The sequence below is a fragment of the Cobetia sp. 2AS genome (genome assembly GCF_029846355.1).
Lineage (GTDB): Bacteria > Pseudomonadota > Gammaproteobacteria > Pseudomonadales > Halomonadaceae > Cobetia > Cobetia amphilecti.
Map to the genome: position 1 here is coordinate 457,470 of NZ_JARWKQ010000001.1, position 23,674 is coordinate 481,143.

Sequence of the window (23,674 nt, forward strand, 5' to 3'; positions counted from 1 at the left end):
TTTTCCATGACTGTCTTGCTGCCATCATCAGAGCGCCGGTGAGGGCGGCCTGACCAGGCTGATCGAGAAGATCAGACCGGCTTGATGTTTGCGGCCTGAAGGCCTTTCTTGCCCTGGGTGACGTCGAAGGAAACCTTCTGACCGTCTTGCAGGGACTTGAAGCCTTCTGCCTGAATTTCAGAGAAGTGCGCGAACAGGTCGTCGCCGCCGTCGTCCGGAGAAATGAAGCCGAAACCTTTGGTGTCGTTAAACCACTTGACTGTGCCAGTTGCCATGATTCTTTCCTTGCTTACGAGATGATGTTGGTGGTCTGCCCATCAGACCAGAGTGCGTTGGTGCGGCTAGGGGGAATTCCACCAGAGAGACGCGTTGCGTCCAGCGACGACATCCTTTCCTGCTTGACCTACGCATGCAGCCTAGGCTGCACGTGCTCGCTTCCATTCGAACAGAAAGTTGTCGTATTGGCGACTCCTTCCGGCTCAAGTAGGATGCTCACACAGAGCCAACATAGATGGAAATGCCATGAAGGTCCAGAACGTAGATTACCGCTCGGCCGATGCAGCCGAAAAATTTGTCGAATCCCTACGCACGACGGGCTTCGGTGTCATCCGCAATCACCCGATCTCTCATGAATTGGTCGAGAAGATCTACGCCGAATGGGCCGAATTCTTCTCCAGCGCCGACAAGCTTGCCTGGCGCTTCGACCCCAAGACCCAGGATGGACTGTTCCCGGCAGATGTCTCCGAGACCGCCAAGGGCCATACGGCGCGTGATCTCAAGGAGTATTACCACATCTATCCGTGGGGCAAGATTCCGGACAGCCTGCGCGAGAATGCCATGGAGTATTACCGCCAGGCCGAAGCCTTTGCAGCAGAGCTTCTGAGCTGGGTCGAGGCCCATTCACCTGCCGAAGTGGCCGAGCTCTACCGTGAACCGCTCTCCAACATGATCAAGGACAGCGGTCAGACGCTGTTGCGCGTGCTTCACTACCCGCCGATGACCGGCAGTGAAGAGCCGGGCGCCGTCCGTGCCGCGGCGCATGAAGACATCAATCTGCTGACCGTGCTGCCGGCAGCCAACGAGCCGGGCCTGCAGGTGATGGACGTCAATGGCGAGTGGATGGACGTGCCCTGTGATCCGGGTCAGCTGGTCATCAATGTTGGCGACATGCTCCAGGAGACCAGTGGTGGCTACTTCCCGTCGACCACGCACCGCGTGATCAACCCGACCGGCGAGGGCTCCAGCCAGTCACGCCTGTCGCTGCCGCTGTTCCTGCATCCGCGCCCCGAAGTGGTACTGTCTGACAAGCACACGGCGGACTCCTACCTCAAGGAACGTCTGCGCGAGCTGGGCGTCATCTAGCGTCGGCTGCGGCCTGGCTTTCGTTCCCGGCCTGGCTTTCGCTCCCGGGAGCGATGAAGAGATACCTGCTGATCCGACGCCATCCGCGCCAGTGCGCGGGTGGCGTTGTCGTTTCCGGGCGTGGCCTCTGGCGGCAGAAGGCTTGATTCATCGGCGCCAAGACCGCATTGACAGTATTCGCAATCATGATCTGCCGCATCGCGGCTAAGGCTTCACTGATGACCACATCGCCTGTTGTACAGGACACGCATTCCAAGACCATGGGCTATCTGCTGTGGATCTTCGGTTTCCTCGGCGCGCACCGTTTCTACTATGGCAAGCCGGTCACCGGCACCATCTGGCTGTTCACCTTCGGGTTGCTGGGCATCGGCTGGTTGATCGACCTGTTCCTGATTCCGGCGATGGACCGCGAGGCGGACTTCCGTTTTCGCGAAGGCCCGATCAATTACTCGCTGAGCTGGATTCTGCTCACCTTCCTGGGCGTGTTCGGCATCCACCGCATGTACATGGGCAAGTGGCTGACCGGCTTGCTCTACCTGTGCACCGGTGGGCTGTTCTTCATCGGCGTGCTGTATGACTTCTGGACACTCAATGACCAGATATCGCTGCGCCATGCCGAGCAGACGCCGGCCACCCAGCGCTAGAGATCACGCCTGCGTTGCATCCAGCGGGACGAAAGTGACGTAGCAGGAAAGGCAGTGACGAGTTTTCGCATGTTCTAATGTGCTGGGGCTCGGATGTTTTCATCAACATGACGACAAGGAAGTGAACATGATCTGGTTGAAAGCCTTCATCGCCGCCTTTCTGGCGACTCTGATCTTCCATCAGGGCCTCTTCGGGCTCTTCTATCTGGCCGATATTCTGCCCAGGGCGCCCTACAACATGACGCCTACCGGGCCGCTGGGCGTTCCATCAGTGCTCTCGCTGGCCTTCTGGGGCGGGCTGTGGGGGCTACCGCTGTGGGCATTGGTGCGTCGCAGGACCGGCGTCAGCCATTGGCTGATCAGCCTCGTCTTCGGTGCAGTCGGCCCGACGGCCGTGGCCATGCTGGTCGTCTTTCCGCTCAAGGGGATCGAGGTCGCGCCGCTGATGGTGGTCGGTGGCCTGATCCTGAATGGCGCCTGGGGTGTCGGCACCAGCCTGTTGATGCGTGTGCTGGGCGCGCGACCGAGTCCTGCAGCCCCGACGACAGCATGATGGCATCGATTCCGTGGACCATGGTGGCGCTCGCCTGGGCTGCCGGGTTGTGCATCCCGCTGGGTGGCGTGATCGCCCAGCTGGAGCGCAGTCACGAGAGTCACGTCAAGCGCAGCTGGCTGGCGGGGATCACCGCGCTCGGCGGCGGTATTCTGTTGGCCGCCGTGTCATTGGTGCTGGTGCCGCATGCCATGCAGGCGCTGTCCATCGCGGCGCTGTTGGGGCTGTTTCTGCTGGGCGCGCTGATCTTCATGCAACTGGACCGCTGGCTGGCGCGCGGTGGCGGCGCCAAGGGCCAGTTGCTGGCGATGCTGATGGACTTCATCCCCGAGGCGATCGCGCTGGGCGCACTGGCCTCTGCCTCTCCCGCCGCGGCGATGCTGCTGGCACTGTTCATCGCGGTGCAGAACCTGCCGGAAGGCTTCAATGCCTATCGTGAGCTGGAAGGGGCCGGGCTGACGGCGCGTCAGGGGCTCGGGGCCTTCGTGCTGCTGTCTCTGCTGGGCCCGCTGGCGGCATTGGCCGGCCATCTGTGGCTTGCGGATGCGCCGGGCGTGCTGGGCGGACTGATGGCCTTCGCCGCCGGCGGCATTCTCTACCTCGTCTTCCAGGACATTGCGCCCCAGTCGCGGGTGGCGCATCACTGGTCACCGCCATTGGGCGCCTCGCTGGGGTTCATGATCGGCATGCTGGGTGATCGCCTGGTCGGCTGACGATCAGCTGACGATTCACCGTGGCGGGGCGGCACCAGCTGACTCGCCACGGCTCGAGACCTTCACACCCTCTGTCATCTTCCCGATAGGGAGCTCGCATGAGCAAGCACGCCAATGAAGGCAACCTCACGGGGTTGCTGGAAGAGCTGGACCGCGAGATCGAAGGGGATATCTCGCTGGGCGACATTCTGGAGCACTTCAACTCCCGGGGCTTCGGCCCCTTGCTGGTATTGCCTGCCTTGCTGGTACTGCTGCCGACCGGGGCGATCCCCGGGGTACCGACGACCTGTGCGCTGTTCATCGTGCTGATCGCGGGTCAACTGTTGCTGGGGCGCAAGATGCCGTGGTTGCCACGCCGGCTGGCGTGCTTCAGTTTCGAGCATCAACGCCTGACCCATGGCGTCGAGCGGGCAAGGCCCTGGACACGACGCCTCGATCGTCTGCTCAAGCCACGCCTGAGCTTCATGACGCGCGGCATTGCCTATCGCGGTATCGCGGCGCTGACCATCCTGCTGGCCACGGCTATGGTGCCGCTGGAGCTAGTGCCCTTCGCCGCGGCCTTGCCGGCGGCAACCTTGCTGCTGCTGGGACTGGGGCTGATCGGGGAAGATGGCTTGATCATCCTGCTGGCCTTGCTGGTGCTGCTGCTGGATATCGCCACGGGGTTCTGGTTGGTAGGTTGAAGGCTGCGTTGGTCGCTCAACAGCGACGCAGCGTATTTTAGGAGTCGAGGCTCGTATCCTTGATGACGCGAGATGGCTTCTGCAGGCCATCAGCTGCGGGCTCATGAGAGCGCCTGCGCCGTTATGTAGCAACGCAGTAAGACAAAAGACTGAAGTGCACCATTCAGAGGCAAACCAGGCTGTCATCTTGATGGGGATGGCTTTGCAGGCTGGCCGTGCTCGCCTAGACTGGTCGCCTGTTCAGTGCCATGGGGGCACGAATTCGGCTACTGAAGCGGGTCTGTCGCAAGGACGTTCGTCATGTTTGATTTCATCCAGTTCGATGCTGCCTTCTGGTCCTTCGTGGTGGCCATCACCTTGCTGACGGTCACGCCCGGGGTCGACACCCTGCTGGTGATTCGCAATACCTCGCGCGGTGGCCTGCGTGACGGCGTGCTCACCAGTCTCGCGATCTGTGCCGGTCTCTTCGTGCACGCGCTGGTGTCGTCGGCGGGCATCTCGCTGATCCTGTTGCAGTCGGCATGGGCGTTCTCGGCCCTCAAGCTGGTCGGGGCGGGCTATCTGATCTGGCTGGGCATCAAGAGTCTCAAGAGTGCGCGGCGCGCGCGCGGGCTGAATGTCGACGTCAGCGTGACACGGCAGCAGGTATCGTGCTGGCTGCCGCTGCGTGAGGGCTTCCTGTCCAATGTGCTCAATCCCAAGACGGTGGTGTTCTACATGGCCTTTCTGCCGCAGTTCATCGCGCCGACCGACCCGGCCGTGCTCAAGTCATTGTGGCTGGCGGGTGTCCACTTCGTGATCGCCAATCTCTGGCAGATCAGCGTGGCGCTGATGGTCGGTGGTGCAGGGCGCTGGCTGGCAAGGCCGCGGGTCGCCTGCTGGATGGAAGGCATCACCGGGTCCGTCATGGTGCTGCTGGGGGCACGGCTGGCGCTAGGCCGCTAGGGATGAGCGGCCACTGCCAACATCGCAACGGAGCGCATGGGATGACGGTTCGTATCCTTGATGACACATGGATCCTGTGACATTGACACTGGCGGCCTTTCTCAAGGTCGTCACGCACCTGGAGGCTCGGGATATCAGTGATGTCTACGATTCCCGCGTACAGCAGGTACGGGTGCTTTACTACGGTTACACCATCGACTTCCGCCACCAGCTGTGGCGCATCGATGATGAATCGGTCTGTGCACATCTGGAAAAGACCGGTACCGCCGTCGAGCAGCGCGAGTGCTCGCGCATGGCCAGCCGACTGTTCGTCGAGACCTGTCATGCCTTGCAGCGCCGGGGACGGGCGGCGCATATCGACACCCGCACCATGTATTGCAAGGCCGCAGCGACCTTCAAGCCCCGGCGCGACCCCTATGCGGGCATGACGCCGGCAGAGCGCAAGGCGCGCAAGGCGCTGGAAGCGGCGCATCGAGAAGCCGAGCAGGCCTGCAACCGCTACGTGCTGGATGCCCTGTCCTCGAATTCTCTGGAGATCCTGCGTCTGCGGCAACGCTACTGCGACAAGAGCAATCGATTGGCAGCACGGCTCGAACAACAATGATGCCCGGGCCGGTGCTCATGCCTGCCCGAGCCAACGACAGCAGCGGTACAGTGCTGCATTCATGACATGAAGACCGGCCCATCAAGGCTGGCATTGGCAGGGAACGCAATCGGATGAGTCTTTCACATACCCTTCGTCGCCGTCTGGGCGGGTTGAGTGCCGTGGTGCTGGTGGTCGCCGGGATAGCGGCCTGGCTGTACGCCGTCGATGAGGGGCGCTGGGTCGGTCGCGTGACCACGCGCCCCGAAACGCTGAATCTCGAGTCGGTGGAGCAGGGCAATCTGCCGGTCAATCAGTTCGTCTCGTTGCGCAATCACTGGGCGGTCTATCGCGAGCACACCGAGACCTTCCGCCTCGATGCCAATGCAGACGGGGGGCGCCGCATCGAGACGCTCTATTATCCGGTCATCTCTGACATGAATCCCTATCTGCTGGAGCTGGCCGGTCTGTCACGCGCCTTCGGGGGCATCGATGGCATTCCCTCGGAAGAATGGCCGCGCATCGAGCGCATGGGCGTGCTGGTGCGAACCGACTCCGTGCAGAGCCTGGAAAACGTGCCGCCGCTGATCGAGTTCCCCGATGGCCTGTTCGGCACCGTATTGCACGCCGAGACGGACCTGCCGGGCGATGAGCGCTCCCTTCTGGCCGAGCGCTGGCCCGATATCGATCTGTCGCGTGTGATCATCATCAATGCCGGCCACCGCCCCGGTAATGTCTGGGCGATGATCGTCTATGGCGTGCTGGGGACGCTCTGCTGGGCACTGGCGGTCTGGCTGATGGTGCGAATGATGCGTACACCGCGCGTCACGCGCTCCCAGCCTCTGGCCTATTCCGGCCGAGCGGCATCGGAGCCGGTGGTGTCGCAGGCATACCCGGGCAGCGAGTCTGAGGGCGAGGGGGCGTCTCAGCCCTATGCGCCTCGCTCCCATGCGGCATCTCAGCCCTATGCGGAATCTCAGGCCCATGACGACGCACCACAGCCCCAGGGCGCTCCCGGCAAGCGCCAGGGCTGGCGTGGCAAGGGCAAGGGAGGCGATGAAGGGCGACCTCTGAGCTATGCCGAGGCGCTGGGACGGTATACCCCTCAGCAGAAGCCGCCGTTCGGCAATGGCGTGGCTGCCTCGCGACCGGGCGAAGCCAAGGGCGAGAGCCAGTCAGGGGTCTCGCCCGCCATTCGTCCACGTCGCGATGACTGACTGAACGAATGACTGAAAGAATGGCTGAAGGGCGCAATGAGCTCTGATGCCATGGGCCATGACGCCATGCGCCCTGATGCCATGGAAACGAAAACGCCAGCCCCAAGGGGCTGGCGTTTTCGTTGCTGGATGCTGCTCGGCTCAGCGGCGATCCACCAGGGCGGTGGTGTAGCGCTGGCTGACTTCTCGGTCGCTGACCACCTTGACGCCCTCGCTGGTGCCCTTGGCCAGGCTTTCGAAGATCACGCGGTAGGCCAGCACGGCCTTGACGTATTCGCGGGTCTCCTTGAAGGGGATACGCTCGACGAAGCGGTCGTATTCGCCCGGGGTGTCGGCGAGCCAACGATCGACGCGCCCCGGCCCGGCGTTGTAGGCCGCGGCGGCGGCCAGGCGGTTGCCGGAGTAGCGGTCCAGCATCTCGCGGATATAGGTGCTGCCAAGACGGATATTGGTGACCGGATCACCCAGCGCCGCGTTGCTGGGCGTGGGTAGCCCCAGGCCGCGGCTGACCTGAGCGGCGGTGCCCGGCATCAGCTGCATCAGGCCGCGTGCGCCCACCGGCGAGGTGGCGGTGGGGTTGAAGGCGCTCTCGCGACGCGCGAGTGCCATCAGCATCCACGGGTCGACGCCGGCATCGGCACCGAAGCGCTGGAAGTCCTGCTGCCAGGCCGGCGGGAAGCGCCAGGAAAGGCCATCCCACAGCTGGCCGCGGATGGTGGCGAAGACGGTCAGGTCATACCATTTCTGCTGCAGTGCATAGGCTGCGAGACGGCGTGCATCGGCGTCATCCGCCTGGGTGACGGCGTTGAACCACTCGGAGCGAGCCAGACCGATCTCGTCGATGTTCATCAGCGCCCTGACACGCTTGACGGCCGGCGTCTCGGCGACCTCGGCCAGTTCCGCGTCGGAGAAGTCCTGGTCATCGCGATTGAGCGAATACGCCTGCCCGATACGGTCGGCGGCCAGGAAGCCGTAGAAGTTGCGCTCGGTCGCGGCGCGCGTCCAGGCGGCGCGTGCTTCCTGCGGGCGACCCAGGCTGTCATCGGCACGCCCCAGCCAATACTGGTAGCGGGCTTCATTGCGGAAGCGGTCCGGCATCTTCAACACCCATTCACGCACCTGCGGCCAGTCGCCATCGCGCACCGCGTTGCGCATGCGCAGATCGAACAGCTCCTCGTCATCGAGGATGGTCAGGCGCTGATCGACCCAGCCGCGGTTGTTGGGGATGTCGCGTACCAGTGAATACCAGGCCAGGTCGCGTTCGACGGTGTGGCGTTGTTCATCACTCATCGGCATGTGCGGATTCACCTTGCGCCAGGCTTCCAGCGCGGCCTCGGTGTCGGCACGCACGAAGCCATGCATGGCGGCGACGCTCAAGGCGGCGAAGGCATGGCCGCCGTGGCCGAGGTTGGTCGGCAGGCGCGTGATGGCGGCAAAGTTGCCCTCCAGCTGTTCGCGTGCCGCGATGGCCCGCTGCCAGCTGCTGGGCAGCTGGCGCTCGAGATAGCTGACCATGCCACCCTGGCCGGCAGCCCAGGCGAGCATGGCGCGCTCCCAGATGGCTTGATCATCGATCACGCCACGCTCGCGCAACGCCGAGAACAACGGATCACAGGCCGAGTCCTGCGAGCCGGACACATGCCAGAGCTTCAGGCCGCCTTGCGATGCGCTCGCGACATCATTGCTCAGCTGCGCCGTGTAGTAATAGCACTGGCGCTGCGCGCCCGCCGGCACGCCATCGCTGACTTCCAGCAGGGCATCATGACGGCCGGTGCGCCCGTAGGCGGAGATCGCCTGGCCTCGCATCCACTCGGCCAACGGCGAGTCTGCGTGACGCTCGATGAAGGACAGCACTTCCGCGGCGGTGGCGTACGGCAGGCGGGCCTTGAGCTGGTGATACTCGATGTAGCCCTCCAGCACGTGGCCATTGACGGCGACCTGCTGAATCTCGTCAAAACGCTTGGCGCGTGCATCATCGAAGGCGGCGCGGAAGCTCTGGTCACTGGGAGTGGCGGCCTGCAGGGGCAGGCTCAGTCCCAACAGCAGGCCTAGGCCGGTGAGGTGCCGCAGCGCCGCGAAGCGACGGCTGCCACGGGGTCGGAGTGTTTGCTTGCCTGGTGTCACCTGGGACTCCTGCGACTGTCAGTAAAGGGGGCGTGGACTGGCTGCGACCTTGTGGTGGCGGTTCAGTGCCCCGATGTTGAACAAGTGCCCCGATATTGGCTATCAGGGGTTGCCGATTCAGTAACGATAGTGGCTATCGTGGCAGTGGTCGGCGCTGAATAACAGCACCATCTGATACTGATAGTGAATTATCCGAGAGTGATATCGCGGCTGTGCTGCCGCGAAGATGAAAAGCTCAGTGAATGAAATTTGTGCTACCCGTGAGGAGTCCACTATGGGCAAGGCATTATGGTTGACGCGATTGTTTGGCCGCCGACATGTGCTGGGCAAGGCAGGCGCCGCCTTGCGCACCATGGGGCCCTTGCTGCGCGACGTGGTGAGCGGACGTTATCGCCCAGTGCCGTGGAAGGCGCTGGGGTTGGCGGCCGGCGCCTTCATCTATCTGGTCTCGCCGCTGGATCTGATCCCGGATCTGCTGGTGGGGCTGGGGATTCTCGATGATCTGGTGATCGTGACCTGGTTGCTCGGCAAGCTCGATGATGCGCTGGCCGACTATCGCCTGTGGCGTGGCGAGATTCCCGAACCTGATCCCTCCGAGCCGCCGACTCCCTGAAGGCGTGCAGCGTGGAAACACCATTCCTCTACCAGCCCTGACGGCTGGCACTGGCCATTGGCCGCATGGCAGGGACGCCGCGACCCTGCCATGCTCGTGACACGCTATCAAACACCAGTTTGAATGGCGCGCCGTCAGTGTCTGATCTGCCGTTTATCACAGGGCGGCGCACCGTTTGTTCACAAACGAGACGCGCCGCTGTGGCAACGCCCTGAACAACGCCTTTCAAGGAAATTCTGCATGCTGATCTATGCCTGCCTGCTGTTTGCGGCACTGATGCTGGTGCTGACCAAGGTGCCGGTCGCCTGGGCGCAACAGCGAACCGGACGCTACGACAACCACGATCCGCGCGCACAGCAGCGTGAACTGACGGGCTTCGGGGCCCGCGCGCTCGCCGCGCACCAGAACACCATCGAAGCCTTTCCGCTGTTTGCCGCCGGGGTGCTGGTCAGCGTGATCACCGCGCCGGGCGCGCCCATCGCGACCACGCTGGCGGTGATCTTCGTGCTGGTACGTCTGGGCTATTGGGGCTGCTATCTGGCCAACATCGCCCCGTTGCGCTCCCTTTTGTGGGGCGCCGGCTATCTGGTCTCCCTCACGTTGATGGCGATGCCGCTGTGGATGTGATGCCTGCAGTGCCGCAGAGCCTGCTGGGGCTGGCCGTCAATCCCGCTGACGTGCCGGCTGCGGGTGGCGTATTGGATGACGCCAGCTGGGCGCGGGCGCTGACCGGATTTCTGAGCTTCATTCCGCACACGGCGCGCTTGAACGTCAGGGTCGAGGAGGTCGCCGCGCCGGCCATCCGTATGCAGCTGCCGTGGCAACCGGCCTTGATCGGCGATCCGCACCGCAGGCTGGTACATGGCGGTGTGCTGACCATGTTCGCCGATACGCTGTGCGGCAGTGCCGTGCTCACGGGGCTGTCGGCACCGGAAGTCTGCCCGACGCTGGATCTGCGCCTCGATCACTACCGACCCGGCGTCGAGGGCCTGGCGTTGGTGGGCGAGGCGCGCGTGCTGCGGGTCACGGAATCGATGGTGTTTACCGAGGCGCAGATCTGGCAGCAGCCGGGCAAGATCCTGTGTCGTGCGATCGGCAACTTCGTCAGGCTCGGCGAGCGCAATACGCCCAGCGGTTTTGCCGAGGCGCTGCTGGCGGCGGCCAATACTCAAGCCTCCGCGAATCCCTCCATGGACGAGTCGGAACCGCTGGGGCAGTCAGAACAGGCTGCACAGCCAGCAGGCGAGAAAACCGAGCCGCAGGCGCCGCGCGATGCCCAGAACCCGCGCGGCCTGCTCAGTGCGCGGCGTTTCGTCGAAGGGCAGCGCACTCACGCTGACCTGGCGGCGCTGCTGGCGAGTCTGCCCTACGCGCAGGCGATCGGGCTTGGGCTGTGTGCCATTGACGGGCAGCAGGCGGGCGCGGCCAGTGATGTCGAGCTGCATCCTGAGCAGGCGCTGAGCTATTCCATGGCGGCGATGCCCGACAATGTCGGCAACCCGATGCTACCGGCGGTGCATGGCGGCGTGCTGGCCGCGGCGATGGAAACCGCCGCGACGCTTGAGGTGCTCAGGCGGCATGGGCGCGGCGGGCGTGAAGCGCGCCTGCCCAAGCTGATCGATTTCTCCATCGACTATCTGGCCACGGCGCGCGGCGATCAGGTGACGCGCATCGATTGTGAAGTGATGCGTGAAGGTCGGCGCATGACCAATGTGCGCGTCAGCGCCTGGCAGAAATCCCGCGAGCAACCGGTCGCCAGCGCGCGCATGCACTTCGTGCTGGAATCACTCGCCTCCCCGTGATGGCAGGTGATGCCTGCTCCGCAGGCATCACACTCGAAAGCGCCTCCCTGATGGCTATCTCTCCGTTGGCTTCCTTCGTTGGCTCCTTTCGCTACTACCCCAGGGAGCCGCTTGGGGTTTCCGTGGCACATGCCTGGCGCGCATGGCGCAATCATCTGTCGCTAGTGCCTTGAAATCCCTCACCCTTGCCCCATATCTGATCCACGAGTGCTTCCTTCGATCTGCCGCCCAAGAAAGGCAGGCGTCGGCGAGCCGGTTCCATTGTTGCGGGGGCGCTCTGGCCACCGCGAATCTTCTTTTCAGGCATCCACGACATAGAGGTCCTTTTCGATGACGACCGCCACTCACACCGAAACGCATGGCTTCCAGACTGAAGTGAAGCAGCTGCTTCACCTCATGATCCACTCGCTGTATTCCAACCGCGAGATCTTCCTGCGCGAGCTGGTCTCCAACGCGGCGGATGCCTGCGACAAGCTGCGCTACCAGGCGCTGGACAACGATGCCCTCTACGGCAACGACAGCGAACTGCGCATCGAGATCGAGCACGATGCCGAGGCGAAGACCATCACCCTGCGTGACAACGGCATCGGCATGAGCCGTGACGATGTGGTCGCCAACCTGGGCACCATCGCACGCTCCGGCACCGCCGAGTTCATGAAGAACCTGTCGGGTGACCAGCAGAAGGATTCGCGTCTGATCGGTCAGTTCGGGGTCGGCTTCTACTCCGGCTTCATCGTCGCCGACGAGATCACCGTGCGCACCCGTCGCGCCGACCTGGGCGCTGACCAGGGTGTCGAGTGGACCTCGCGTGGCGAAGGCGAGTTCAGCGTCGCAGACATCGAGCGCGCCGAGCGCGGTACCGAGATCGTGCTGCACCTCAAGGACGATGCCATCGAGTTCGCTGACGATTATCGTCTGCGCAACCTGGTCACCAAGTACTCCGACCATATCGAACTGCCGGTGCGCATGAAGCGCGTCGAGAAGGACGAGGAAGGCAACGAGCAGGTCCACTGGGAAACCGCCAACTCCGCCACCGCGCTGTGGGTGCGCTCCAAGTCCGAGGTCAGCGACGAGGAGTACAAGAACTTCTACAAGCACGTCTCGCATGACTTCTCCGACCCGCTCAGCTGGAGCCACAACAAGGTCGAGGGCAAGCTCGAGTACACCAGCCTGCTGTTCGTGCCGGGCCGTGCGCCGTTCGACCTCTACCAGCGTGACGCCGCGCGTGGCCTGAAGCTCTACGTGCAGCGCGTCTTCATCATGGACGACGCCGAGCAGTTCCTGCCGCTGTACCTGCGCTTCATCAAGGGCGTGCTGGACACCAACGACCTGTCGCTGAACGTCTCGCGCGAACTGCTGCAGCAGGACCCGCAGGTCGACAAGCTCAAGTCCGCGCTGACCAAGCGTGGCCTGGACATGCTCAAGAAGCTGGCCAAGGATCCCGAGCAGTACCAGACCTTCTGGAACCAGTTCGGCTCCGTGCTCAAGGAAGGCCCGGCGGAAGACTTCGCCAACCGCGAGAAGATCGCCGAGCTGCTGCGCTTCTCCACCACCGAGACCGACAGCGCGACCCAGGACCAGTCTCTGGCCCAGTACGTCGAGCGCATGAAGGAAGGCCAGAGCAAGATCTACTATCTGGTCGCCGACAGCTTCAATGCCGCCAAGTCCAGCCCGCACCTCGAGATCTTCCGCAAGAAGGGCATCGAAGTCCTGCTGCTGACCGACCGCATCGACGAGTGGCTGATGAGCCACCTCACCGAGTTCGACGGCAAGTCCTTCGCGGATGTCGCCAAGGGCGATCTCGATCTCGGCGATGTCGAGAACGAAGAAGAGAAGAAGGCCCAGGAAGAGACCGCCAAGGCCAAGGAAGATCTGGTCAAGCGCGTCAAGGAAGCGCTGGCCGAGAACGTTCAGGAAGTGCGCATCACGCACCGTCTGACCGATTCCCCGGCCTGCGTGGTGCTGCCGGAGCACGAGATGGGCTACCAGATGCGCAAGATGATGGAAGCCGCTGGCCAGCCGTTGCCGGAAGTGAAGCCGATTCTCGAGCTGAACCCGGAGCACGCTCTGGTCACGCGTCTGGAAGGCGGTGAAGGCGATTACTTCACCGATCTGGCACACGTGCTGCTCGATCAGGCCATCATCGCCGAAGGCGGTGCGCTGGAAGATCCGGCCGCTTACGTGCGCCGCCTGAACAGCATGCTCAGCGCCTGAGACGGCGGAACGATTGAGCCACTGGCTTGATCAAGCATGTCCGCAACGACGCCCTCGCAGCCTATGCTGCGGGGGCGTTTTGCGTTGGGTGTGTCGTCAGCGATAGCGTCCAGTGCGAGGTGCAGGGCTTGACGGGCAGGAAGGGCAGGAAGGCGGTAAGGGAGGGTTGAAGGGGAAAGGGAAAAAGGGCAGGAAGCGCAGGGAGCGCAGAGCGCGCGCCGCGTCAGTGGCGCGAAAGGCGGCATCGCCTGGCGGTCTGTCGGTGACGGATGACAGGGCTTGCCGTGTCTTTCCTCGCTTGGCCAACCGCGCCATCTTCTCGCCCACGCGTTTTTAGGGTTTCATGCAGCCTCATGAGATATGCTGATGGTATCTCGCGTCTTGCTACTGCATCCCTCTCGATGAGCGCAGCACATGACTTACCTACCTTTCTCTGCGGATTGGCTGACTGGCGGAGTGCGTGGCCTGCCACGGCTGTCTTCGAGGGCCTGGTCGCGGCGCCTGAACCCTGTCCGTCTGGGCGCTGTTCGTCTGGGCTCTGTTCGTCTGGGCTCTGTTCGTCTGGTCAGCGCCGCCTTGCTGCTGATGATGGGGCTGGGCTCGATGGCGCAGGCGGCGCGGCTGGATGATGAGCTGCTGGCCCGTGACAGGACCCATCAGATGCCGGACCTGCGACCCTATCCCGCGGGCAACAAGCGCAAGGTCGCATTCTTCGAGCTGATGATTCCGCTGGTGGTGGCCGAGAATCAGCGCATCGCCGAGCAGCGCGACTGGTTGCTGGCGATGCGCAAGCGCGCCGGGGACGGAGGGCGTGACTACAGCGAGCGCGAGCAGGAGCGTCTCAACGGCCTGTGTGATCAGGCCAATCTGCCCTGTGACGTCACGCGCGAGGACATCGGCGTCAGCTGGACGCGCCTGCTGCTGCGCATCGATACCCTGCCGCTGGACATGGTGCTGGTGCAGGCCATCGAGGAGTCGGGCTGGGGGACGTCGGGCCATGCCCGTGAGGGCAACAATCTGTTCGGCATGCGCTGCTTCTCGCGCGGCTGCGGTATCGGGCCGCCGGGGCGTGAATATCGGCGTTTCGAGAGCCTGGAGGCGGGTATCGCCGCCTATTTCGACAACCTCAACTCCCAGCGCAGCTATGCCGAGCTACGTGAGCTGCGCGGGCGTCTGCGCAACGCGGGCCAGCCGGTGCGCGCCGAAGACCTCATCCCGACGTTGAGTGCCTACTCGACGCGGGGCAATGCCTACTTCACCACGCTCTATGATCTGTTGCGCTGGAATCGTGGCCTGATGCGTACCGTGCGTGAGCGCCTCGCGGCCAATGGCGCCCTGTCCTAGTCATGATCGCGCAGCGAAGGTCTTGCCCCCCGCGCTGACAGGGGGGATCATGCCGCCATGCACCTGAGCAATGATCAACGGCGAATTCTCGCCCATCCCTTTCCCTCGCGCCTGCGCGATCGCACGCCGGCCAACAGCGCCGAGCACAGCGATTGCGTGGTGGTGCGTGCCTGTGCCGGCAGCGGCAAGACCGTGCTGATGGTCGAGCTGGCGCGTACCTATGCCGACGAGACCCTCATCTACACCTCGCTCAACCCGGCGGTGGCCGGGCGGACTGCCAGTCAGCTGCCTGCCAATGTCCAGTCGCTGTCGCTGCATCAGCTGGCACGCCAGGCCTTGATGGAGGAGTACGGCGACAAGCTCAAGCGGCAGCCCGACATCACGCGCCGTCTGGCGCCGCAGAGCCTCAGCTGGCTGGGCAGTCTTTCCAGCCAGTCGCGCAGCCTGATCGCCCAGGGCCTGAACACCTTCTTCGCCGAGAGCGACGCGGTGCCGATGCCTGAGCACCTGCCCGAAGGCGTGGCACAACGGCTGAGCGCCAATGAGCTGCGCCAGCTGGTCGAGAGCATGCGACTGGTGTGGGAGTGCCTGCTGGACCCCGCCGATCACCAGCAGAGCCTGTCGTTCAACGCCTTGCTCAAGCTGTGGTCGCAGCATGGCCAGTCGCTGGAGGCCGACCTGGTGATGCTGGATGAGGCGCAGGACGCCACGCCAGCGTTGCTGGCCATGTTGCGTCGCCAGCGCTGCGACCTGCTGCTGATCGGCGACCCGCATCAGAGCCTGTCGCGTCAGGTGGAAGGCATGAGCTCGCTGGATTCGCCGCTGCTGGCCGATGCCACCGTCTACTCGCTGCCCGGTGCCTGGCGCTTCGGACCGGCATTGGCGGCGCTGGGCACGCGGCTGGCGGCCTGTTCGCCCACCGCCCGCGAGCAGGCCATGAGCGGCCTCGGCCCGGCGACCCGTCTGGCGCTGCCTGCGGTGCGTGAGGCATTGCTGCACTCCGGCAAGCGCCATGCGGTGATCAGTGCCGGCCCGGTGGCGGCGCTGGGTGAGGCGCTGTCACTGCATCAGCGCGGCATCGCGGTGGCTTGGCTGGACGGCATCGAAGGCTATCCGCTGGCGGGGCTGCTGGATCACTGGCGGCTCTGGCGCGCACACCAGATGGCCGAGCAGGGCGACAGCGCGAGTCAGCGTGAGTGGTGGCGACTGCTGCCCCCCTCCCTGACACGGCTCGGTCAGACCCCGGCGCAGGTGCTGGGAGCGCTGACGCGTCTCGATGATCACCAGGCGCGCAGCCTGCATGAGCTGGCCTCCTGGTATGCCCAGGCGCCACTCGATCAATGGATCGGGGAGCTGCGCAAGCACGATGGCGACCTGCAGGCCGCCATCGTCAGTGCTCACTCGCGGGGGCAGTCGGTCGAGCTGCCCACGGTCATGCTGGGGACGGTGTTCCGCGCCAAGGGTCTCGAATTTGATTGCGTGGTGCTGGCCGATGATCTGGCACTGCCAGGCGCGCGCCAGCAATTGCCCAATCAGGTGCTGGTAACCAATCTCAGCTACACCGCCGCCACGCGGGCACGCCAGCTGCTGGTGCTCAATGAGCGCCTGAGCCACTGGTGGCAGGCGCAGGGCGAGAGTGAGCGCTTCCCTCTGCTCGAGGCACTGCCGCAGGCCTGGCTGAGCGAGTCCACGCATGGCGTGCAGGCGCCACATCCGTGGTGGGGCAAGGCACGCCTGTCGGAGTTGGCGCTGACACCGCGCAAGCGCCTGCTGCTGCGCCGGCATGAGACCTCGCTTGAGGGCACGTCTGCTGCGGCTGGCACGCGCGATCAGGCGCCAGCCTCGGGCGCTCCTGCCAGCCATGCTCAGCACCTGGCTCATGATCAGCACCTGGGCCATGCCCGGGACTCCGACGATGCCCTGCAGGCGCTCAAGCGTCAGGCACGCACCGACACGACGGCGCGCAAGTTGTATGAAATGGCCAGCAAGCTGCCGCCCGGGCGGCCCTCCGGCGGCCTGCGCAGCCTGTTGACCCCGAGCGACGCCGCCGCGTTCACTTCTTCCCCCAGCGAGTCGCCGACCCCCGGCGGCCCGACGGAGCCTCTTGATGAGTGAGTTTGCCCCTACGCCCGCCGCGCACGTGCACGACCTGGCGGCGCTGCGCTTCAACAATCGCTATGCCCGCCTGCCGGAGCACTTCTTCACGCGTATCGCCCCGCAGCCGCGACAAGGCACGCGCCTTGCCGATGTGAGTCCTGACTGCGCCCGCTTGCTGGGGCTGGAGACGCCCTTGACCTCTGACGCCTCCAGCGAGGAGGCGCTCGAGCAGCTGCGCCTCTTGATGGCCGGTGAGCAGTTGCTGCCGGGTATGGACGCATTGGCCCAGAAATACACTGGCCATCAGTTCGGTCACTACAACCCGCAGCTCGGCGACGGGCGTGGCATTCTCCTCGGCGAGCTTGAGACCGACCACGGCAAGACCTTCGATCTGCATCTCAAGGGCGCCGGGCGTACGCCTTACTCGCGCTTCGGCGATGGTCAGGCGGTGGTGCGCTCCAGCGTGCGCGAGTATCTGGCCAGCGAGTACATGGCCGCGCTGGGCATTCCCACCAGCCGCGCGCTGGCGCTGGCGGTGAATGCCGAGCGGGTCCAGCGCGAGACCGTCGAGCCCGGCGCTACCGTGTTGCGCGTCTGCGAGAGCCACCTGCGCTTCGGGCACTTCGAGTGGCTGGCCCATTCCGGCCGGCATGAAGACCTCAAGACACTGATCGATCACGCCCTGCGGGAGCACTTTGCTGAGTGCCTGCCTGAGCATCTGTCTGAGTGCCTGCCCAAGGAGCTGACTGAACCTCTGCCGGAAGGCGGCGCGCAGGCAGCGGCGGACCAGCCGCTTGCAGACCAGCCCCACACAGACCAGCCCCTCACAGACCAGGTGCGCGTGACCAGCGCGCTGGCCATGTTCGAGACAGTGATCACTCGCACCGCAAAGCTGATCGCGGCCTGGCAGGCCTACGGCTTCGTGCATGCGGTGATGAACACCGACAACATGTCGCTGCTGGGGCTGACCTTCGATTACGGGCCCTACGCCTTCCTCGATGGCTATGAAGAGAATCTGGTGCCGAATCATACCGATCAGGCCGGGCGCTATGGTTTCGCCCAGCAACCGGGCATCGGGCTATGGAATCTGGAGCGTCTGGGGATCGCGCTGTCGCCGCTGATCGATGTCGAAGCGCTCTCCGCTGCGCTGGGCGCCTACGAGGGCGAGTTGCAGCGTGAATATGCCCGCCTGATGCGTGCGCGTCTCGGGTTGCCGGATGCGCGCGATGAGGACATGACGCTGGTGCAGCAGTGGCGCGAGCTGCTGGCGGCCGGCAAGGTCGACCACACCCATGCCTACCGTCTGCTCAGTCATTGGGATGTCACGCAGCCCGCGCCGGAAACGCTGGTCGTGCGTCTGGCGGGTGAGCGTGGGCCGCATGGCAACTCGGCCCAGGCGCGCGATGAAGCCTCGGCGTGGCTCGCGCGCTATCAGGCGCGCGTCTTGGCCATCGGGCTCTCCGCCGAGGATGAGCGCCAGCGTCGCCTGGCCATGCTCGGCTGCAATCCGCTCTATGTGCCGCGCACGCATCTGCTGCTGGAGGTGATCGCACGGGTCGAGCAGGGTGATGACACTACGCTCAAGGCCTTGCGTCAGCGTCTGACGGCGCCTTTCTTCCGCCCCGAGGAGGGCAGTCTGGAGGCGGCGCTGGAGCTGGGGCAGGCGCAGGGCGTGGATGCCGAACTCGTCGATGACTGGACACGGCCACCGGCGGCGAATGCGGCGCCGATCTGCATGAGTTGCTCGTCCTGAGCGGTTCTCATGGAGGGGGCCTGAACTGCTTCGCTGACAGTGCAAGCCATGGCCGGACATCCGCTTGGCGCAATGCAGGAAACACGCGCTGACACTCAAGTCATCGTCACGAAAATGGGATACTGCTGCGGCGGTATCCCATTTTTCATGGCAGGCACTGTCGCAGCCATAAGCTCGAGATTATGCGATGCATAACACAAAGCTGAGCTATTCTTGGTGGGGTGCCTTTTGTAAACTCATTGCAAATCAGTCACTTGGTAGTGTCGCAAGACGCCTGTCAGCATAAGGCGGCTGTTATGGCTGCCATAACGATAGCTTTATGCTTGATTTTATTGCTTTTTTTGCAATGCAGCGCTTGACCCTGATGCACCGACAAGAAAAGACTGATGCTGGACACTCATCGTGTCGCGGGTGATGTCAGGCCTTCTGGCCATGCGTGAGTCACGGCTTGCGATTCAGGCAAGTCTCACCTGTGACAGGCAATAACGTCGCTGAAAGCGCCTCCGGCAGGCAGGATGGCGCGAATCAGCGCTCAACAGGAACGACGCCATGAACCTATCAAGGCTGGCAGCCTCAGGCATGAACACGGACGTGAAACGAGGTGCGCGATGCTGAATATTCTAGTCGTGCGCGAGATGCGTGCACCGGACCTGGTGACACCCGACGAGGGCGTGAGCAGCACACTGGCGCGCGGGGAATGCCGCGTCGCGCTGGACCCTGTGACGGCCGGCAAGCTCGCGCGTCACCTGGACAGCAGCGTCAGTGACACCAGCGACGCCATCGTGCACGTGGAGAGCGGTGCCGGACGTCATGCGCACTTCGATGATGCGGCCTACGCCGCCCAGGCCGGGGTGGCGGTCGTCGCCGAGGCCGATATCGCGGCGGCGCGTGCCGCGGCGGATCTCGTGCTGTGCGTGCGCACGCCCAGCGAGTCACAGATCAGCGAGTTCCGTGAAGGCGCGGTGGTGGTGGCATTGATGACGCCGTACCAGAACCCGCAGCTGATCAGCAAGCTTGCCAGCCAGGGGCTGACCAGCCTGTGCATGGAATTCGTGCCGCGTATCTCGCGCGCCCAGAGCATGGACGCCCTGTCCTCGCAGGCGGGTGTCGCGGGCTATCACGCCGCGCTGCTGGCGGCCAATGAGTCCTCGGTATTCTTCCCGATGCTGACGACTGCCGCCGGGACCGTGCGTCCGGCGCGTGTCGTGGTGGTCGGTGCCGGCGTCGCGGGTCTGCAGGCCATCGCGACCGCCAAGCGTCTCGGCGCCCAGGTGTGGGCCTATGACATCCGCGCTGCCGCGCGTGAGCAGGTCGAATCACTGGGCGCCAAGATGATCGATACCGGCGTCGATGCCTCCGGCGAGGGCGGCTACGCCCGCGAGCTGACCGATGACGAGCGCGCCCAGCAGGCCGATGCGCTGGCACGTCACATGGGCGATGCGCATGTGGTGATCTCCACCGCCGCGATTCCGGGGCGTCCGTCGCCGCGCATCATCAGCCGCGAGATGGTCGAGGGCATGAAGCCCGGCGCCGTGCTGGTCGATCTCGCCGCCGAAGGCGGTGGCAACTGTGAATTGACCGAGCCCGGCAAGCGTGTCGAGCACGCCGGCGTCACGGTACTCGGCCCGCTCGACATGGCCTCGAGCCTGGCGGTCAATGCCAGCGAGATGTACGCCAAGAACCTCTTCAACCTGCTGACCCCCTTCATGAAGGACGGCGAACTGACGCTGGACTTCGAGGATGCGGTGCTCGGCCCGATGCGTCTGACCGAAGGCGGCCGCATCACCCACGATGACGTACGCGCTCGCGCGGAGGACGCCGCATGATCGAAGGACTTTCTGCCGTATACATCCTGATGCTGGCGGCCTTCGTCGGCTACGAGGTCATCTCGCGCGTGCCGGTGATTCTGCACACGCCCCTGATGTCCGGTTCCAACTTCATCCACGGCATCGTGCTGGTCGGGGCGATGATCGCCCTCGGTCAGGCCGAGACCGGCATGCAGCAGTTCATCGGCTTCATCGCCGTGCTGCTGGGGGCCGGCAACGCGGTCGGCGGTTATGTGGTCACCGAGCGCATGCTGGAAATGTTCAAGACCAGTGATCGCAGCAAGGGCACAGACGCTGCCAATGGCATCAACGACAAGGAGGCTCGCTGATGAACTGGCTGGTCGAAACAGGGTATTTCGCGGCGGCGGTGGTCTTCATCCTCGGCCTCAAGCGCATGTCACATCCTTCCACGGCACGCAGCGGCATCCATTGGGCCGGTATCGCGATGGTCGTGGCCACGCTGCTCACCTTCCTGCATCCGCAGATTGATGGTCGTTATGGCCTGATGCTGCTGGCCATCGTCATCGGTGGCGGTATCGCCTGGTACTCCGGCAACAAGGTCGAGATGACCGACATGCCGCAGATGATCGCCATCTACAACGGCATGGGCGGCGGTGCGGCAGCGGCGATCGCCGCGGTCGAGCTGATGCGCATGAGTGACAACCCGGCACTGATCGAGCAGCACGGCTCGCTGGCGCTGTGGCTGGGTGTACTCGGGGCGATGATCGGTGCGGTGGCCTTCTCCGGTTCCATCGTGGCCTGGGCCAAGCTGGATGGGCGCCTCAAGAAGGCGTTCAACTTCCCGAGTCAGCAGCTGATCAACATGATCGTGCTGGGCCTGACGGTCTACCTGGGTGTCGTGATCGCGGCGGTGGAGCCATCAAGCTCGCTGGTACTGGTGTTCTTCGCGCTCGCGTTGCTGTTCGGCGCGATGCTGGCACTGCCCATCGGTGGCGCCGACATGCCGGTGATCATCTCGCTGTTCAATGCGCTGACCGGCCTTGCGGTGGCGATGGAAGGCTTCGTGCTCGGCAATGCCGCGATGATCATCGCCGGTACTGTCGTCGGGGCGGCCGGTACGCTGCTGACCCAGCTGATGGCCAAGGCCATGAATCGTCCGATCCGCAACGTGCTGTTCAAGCAGTTCGGTGGCGCATCAGGTGTCGAGCAGGGCGAGATCGAGGGCAGCATGAAGGCCTCCGATCCGATGGACGCCGCCGTGCAGCTGGCCTTCGCCGAGCGCGTCATCATCGTGCCGGGCTACGGCATGGCGGTGGCACAGGCGCAGCACAAGGTCTGGGAGATGGTCGAGCTGCTGGGTGAGCGTGGCGTCGAAGTGCGCTTCGCGATCCACCCGGTCGCCGGTCGCATGCCGGGTCACATGAACGTGCTGCTGGCGGAAGCCGGTGTGCCCTACGACATGATCGCGGACCTGGACGAGATCAACAACGACTTCGAGACCACCGACGTCACGCTGGTCATCGGCGCCAATGACGTGGTCAATCCGGTCGCCAAGAACGACGCCTCAAGCCCGCTGTACGGCATGCCGATCCTCAACGCCGACCAGTCACGCAATGTGCTGGTGATCAAGCGCGGTCAGGGCTCCGGCTTCTCCGGGGTCGAGAATCACCTGTTCTATCTTGACCACACGCGCATGGTATATGGCGATGGTCAGAAGGTGGTCGGCGACATGATCACGGCCCTCAAGACGCTGTGATCTGACGCCTCGGCGTGATGGGGGCAAGTCTGCCGCTATCACGCCAGTGCTGAACAGACCGGCAATTTCTGCGCCTCAGGGGGCAGGAATTGCCGGTTTTTTGTACATGTCGAGAATTCATGCGTATCGATGGTGCATGCCGGTAGATTGCTTGTGAGGCGCACGTGGCAGGCACGTCACTCAGGCACGTCACTCAGGCGCGTCACTCAGGCGCAGCCCCCTGCGTTGCCACGAGGTCTGCGCAGACATCTCTTGTTCAGCATTCTCTGACAAACTATGAGTACAATGCCTGCCATTCACTGAGCACATCGTCATCCAAGGAGTCTGCATGTCTGCCACTACCCCTTCACCTCGTCGGGCCATTCGTGATCGCGAGGTAAGCGAAACGACCCCACAGGCGGTGGGACTCAATGTCTGCGTGCTGGGTGGCGGCAGCTTCGGGACCGCGATCGCCTCGATTGCCGCCGATAACGGTGCCAGCGTCACCCAGTGGATGCGTGATGCCAGCCAGGCCGAGGAGGTCAACACCCGGCACCGCAATTCGGGCTATCTGCCGGGCTTCGAGATCAATGCCTCGGTGCGTGCTACCACCGATATGGCCGATGCACTGGCCGAAGCCGAACTGGTGTGCGTGGCGATTCCCTCCAAGGCCTTCCGCACGGTGGTCCGTCAGGCGCGCGCTCACCTGCGTGAAGGGCAGATTCTGGTGGCCACCACCAAGGGCATCGAGAGCGAAGGCTTCACCCTGATGAGCGAGGTGCTGGAGCAGGAAACCGGCTTCACGCACATCGGCGTGCTGTCTGGCCCCAATCTGGCGGCCGAGATCGCCCAGCGGCAGCTGACGGCCACGGTGATTGCCTCCGATGATGCCTACACCCGCGCTCGCGTGCAGACGGCCTTCGGCTGCGACTATTTCCGTGTCTACGCCAGCAATGATCGCTACGGCGTCGAGCTGGGCGGGGCGCTGAAGAACATCTACGCCATCGCGGCCGGCATGGCTGCGGCCCTGGGCATGGGCGAGAACACCCGCGCCATGCTGATGACCCGCGCGCTGGCCGAGATGAGCCGCTTCGCCGTGGCCAAGGGCGCCAATCCGATGACCTTCCTCGGCCTTGCCGGCGTGGGCGATCTGATCGTGACCTGCTCCTCGCCGCTGTCGCGCAACTATCGGGTCGGCTACGCACTGGGAGAAGGGCGCACCCTCGACCAGGCGGTCGAGGTGCTGGGGCAGGTCGCCGAGGGTGTCAACACCGTGCGATTGGTGCAGGATGAATCCGAGCGGCTGGGCATCTACATGCCGCTGGTCAGTGGCATGGCCAAGGTGCTGTTCGAGAATGTCGACCCGCATCACATGGCCCGCGCGCTGATGGGCGGTGAGCAATCCAGCGATGTGGAATTCGTGCTGTCGCGTGAGTCGGTGCAGCAGGCGCGGCAGTTGGAACCCGACGGCTCCTGAGGACTCATAGCAGGTAGCGGGTGATGGA

General features: G+C 64.2%; 21 protein-coding genes. 19 read left to right on the forward strand and 2 right to left on the reverse strand.

The features are described from left to right. Positions 1 to 71 precede the first annotated feature (71 nt). Positions 72 to 275, reverse strand: a complete 204-nt coding sequence (locus QD356_RS01985; RefSeq protein WP_043335501.1) for a cold-shock protein — start codon at positions 273 to 275, stop codon at positions 72 to 74. A gap of 247 nt (positions 276 to 522) precedes the next feature. On the opposite strand from QD356_RS01985, the gene QD356_RS01990 reads away from it, so the two are divergent. The 8 genes from QD356_RS01990 (at position 523) to QD356_RS02025 (ending at position 6,700) form a co-directional block, all read left to right on the forward strand. Further along, complete coding sequence (locus QD356_RS01990; RefSeq protein WP_192838468.1) at positions 523 to 1,362, forward strand: isopenicillin N synthase family oxygenase; 840 nt, start codon at positions 523 to 525, stop codon at positions 1,360 to 1,362. A 218-nt stretch (positions 1,363 to 1,580) separates the two neighbouring features. After that, positions 1,581 to 2,006 carry a TM2 domain-containing protein gene (locus QD356_RS01995; RefSeq protein ID WP_192838469.1) on the forward strand — a complete coding sequence of 142 codons (426 nt, stop codon included), beginning with the start codon at positions 1,581 to 1,583 and terminating at the stop codon, positions 2,004 to 2,006. Positions 2,007 to 2,133: 127 nt separating this feature from the next. Then, the gene (locus QD356_RS02000; RefSeq protein ID WP_192838470.1) at positions 2,134 to 2,559 is read left to right on the forward strand and encodes a hypothetical protein; all 426 of its coding nucleotides are present in this window, start codon (positions 2,134 to 2,136) and stop codon (positions 2,557 to 2,559) included. Next, positions 2,559 to 3,272 (forward strand): divalent cation transporter, encoded by a 714-nt coding sequence (locus QD356_RS02005; protein ID WP_107335281.1) that lies wholly within the window; start codon positions 2,559 to 2,561, stop codon positions 3,270 to 3,272. The genes QD356_RS02000 and QD356_RS02005 overlap by 1 nt, the downstream gene beginning before the upstream one ends. A 98-nt stretch (positions 3,273 to 3,370) precedes the next feature. Then, positions 3,371 to 3,955 (forward strand): exopolysaccharide biosynthesis protein, encoded by a 585-nt coding sequence (locus QD356_RS02010; protein ID WP_192838471.1) that lies wholly within the window; start codon positions 3,371 to 3,373, stop codon positions 3,953 to 3,955. Between the two features lie 300 nt (positions 3,956 to 4,255). Continuing rightward, the gene (locus tag QD356_RS02015) at positions 4,256 to 4,900 is read left to right on the forward strand and encodes a LysE family translocator (RefSeq protein ID WP_043335514.1); all 645 of its coding nucleotides are present in this window, start codon (positions 4,256 to 4,258) and stop codon (positions 4,898 to 4,900) included. Between the two features lie 67 nt (positions 4,901 to 4,967). After that, positions 4,968 to 5,504 carry a hypothetical protein gene (locus tag QD356_RS02020; protein WP_043335517.1) on the forward strand — a complete coding sequence of 179 codons (537 nt, stop codon included), beginning with the start codon at positions 4,968 to 4,970 and terminating at the stop codon, positions 5,502 to 5,504. Positions 5,505 to 5,617: 113 nt separating this feature from the next. Next, positions 5,618 to 6,700 carry a hypothetical protein gene (locus tag QD356_RS02025; protein WP_192838472.1) on the forward strand — a complete coding sequence of 361 codons (1,083 nt, stop codon included), beginning with the start codon at positions 5,618 to 5,620 and terminating at the stop codon, positions 6,698 to 6,700. Between the two features lie 141 nt (positions 6,701 to 6,841). Here QD356_RS02025 and QD356_RS02030 read toward each other — a convergent pair whose 3' ends face one another. Further along, positions 6,842 to 8,824, reverse strand: coding sequence for a transglycosylase SLT domain-containing protein (locus tag QD356_RS02030; RefSeq protein ID WP_279876633.1), 1,983 nt, complete (start codon positions 8,822 to 8,824; stop codon positions 6,842 to 6,844). A 274-nt stretch (positions 8,825 to 9,098) separates the two neighbouring features. Here QD356_RS02030 and QD356_RS02035 point away from each other — a divergent pair, with 274 nt between their 5' ends. The 11 genes from QD356_RS02035 to QD356_RS02085 all read left to right on the forward strand — a co-directional run bounded on the left by QD356_RS02035 (position 9,099) and on the right by QD356_RS02085 (position 23,646). After that, complete coding sequence (locus QD356_RS02035) at positions 9,099 to 9,437, forward strand: YkvA family protein (protein WP_107335278.1); 339 nt, start codon at positions 9,099 to 9,101, stop codon at positions 9,435 to 9,437. A 240-nt stretch (positions 9,438 to 9,677) separates the two neighbouring features. Continuing rightward, on the forward strand, positions 9,678 to 10,064 hold the full coding sequence (locus tag QD356_RS02040) for an MAPEG family protein (RefSeq protein ID WP_153635312.1): 387 nt from the start codon (positions 9,678 to 9,680) through the stop codon (positions 10,062 to 10,064). Then, positions 10,064 to 11,239: a PaaI family thioesterase gene (locus QD356_RS02045; protein ID WP_225996476.1), complete on the forward strand. Its 1,176-nt coding sequence runs from the start codon at positions 10,064 to 10,066 to the stop codon at positions 11,237 to 11,239. The genes QD356_RS02040 and QD356_RS02045 overlap by 1 nt, the downstream gene beginning before the upstream one ends. Before the next feature lie 330 nt (positions 11,240 to 11,569). Beyond that, positions 11,570 to 13,453: a molecular chaperone HtpG gene (gene htpG / locus QD356_RS02050; protein ID WP_192838473.1), complete on the forward strand. Its 1,884-nt coding sequence runs from the start codon at positions 11,570 to 11,572 to the stop codon at positions 13,451 to 13,453. Between the two features lie 414 nt (positions 13,454 to 13,867). Continuing rightward, positions 13,868 to 14,797 (forward strand): glucosaminidase domain-containing protein, encoded by a 930-nt coding sequence (locus tag QD356_RS02055; protein ID WP_192838474.1) that lies wholly within the window; start codon positions 13,868 to 13,870, stop codon positions 14,795 to 14,797. 57 nt (positions 14,798 to 14,854) lie between these two features. Beyond that, positions 14,855 to 16,912: an ATP-dependent helicase gene (locus QD356_RS02060; RefSeq protein WP_192838475.1), complete on the forward strand. Its 2,058-nt coding sequence runs from the start codon at positions 14,855 to 14,857 to the stop codon at positions 16,910 to 16,912. After that, positions 16,905 to 18,647: a protein adenylyltransferase SelO family protein gene (locus tag QD356_RS02065; protein ID WP_192838476.1), complete on the forward strand. Its 1,743-nt coding sequence runs from the start codon at positions 16,905 to 16,907 to the stop codon at positions 18,645 to 18,647. Before QD356_RS02060 ends, QD356_RS02065 begins: the two co-directional genes overlap by 8 nt. 608 nt (positions 18,648 to 19,255) lie before the next feature. Then, positions 19,256 to 20,473 carry an NAD(P) transhydrogenase subunit alpha gene (locus QD356_RS02070; protein WP_225996477.1) on the forward strand — a complete coding sequence of 406 codons (1,218 nt, stop codon included), beginning with the start codon at positions 19,256 to 19,258 and terminating at the stop codon, positions 20,471 to 20,473. Beyond that, positions 20,470 to 20,802, forward strand: a complete 333-nt coding sequence (locus tag QD356_RS02075) for an NAD(P) transhydrogenase subunit alpha (RefSeq protein WP_043335532.1) — start codon at positions 20,470 to 20,472, stop codon at positions 20,800 to 20,802. The genes QD356_RS02070 and QD356_RS02075 overlap by 4 nt, the downstream gene beginning before the upstream one ends. Then, positions 20,802 to 22,190 carry an NAD(P)(+) transhydrogenase (Re/Si-specific) subunit beta gene (locus QD356_RS02080; protein ID WP_043335534.1) on the forward strand — a complete coding sequence of 463 codons (1,389 nt, stop codon included), beginning with the start codon at positions 20,802 to 20,804 and terminating at the stop codon, positions 22,188 to 22,190. The genes QD356_RS02075 and QD356_RS02080 overlap by 1 nt, the downstream gene beginning before the upstream one ends. Positions 22,191 to 22,518: 328 nt before the next feature. Beyond that, positions 22,519 to 23,646, forward strand: coding sequence for an NAD(P)H-dependent glycerol-3-phosphate dehydrogenase (locus tag QD356_RS02085; protein ID WP_084589572.1), 1,128 nt, complete (start codon positions 22,519 to 22,521; stop codon positions 23,644 to 23,646). Positions 23,647 to 23,674 lie beyond the last annotated feature (28 nt).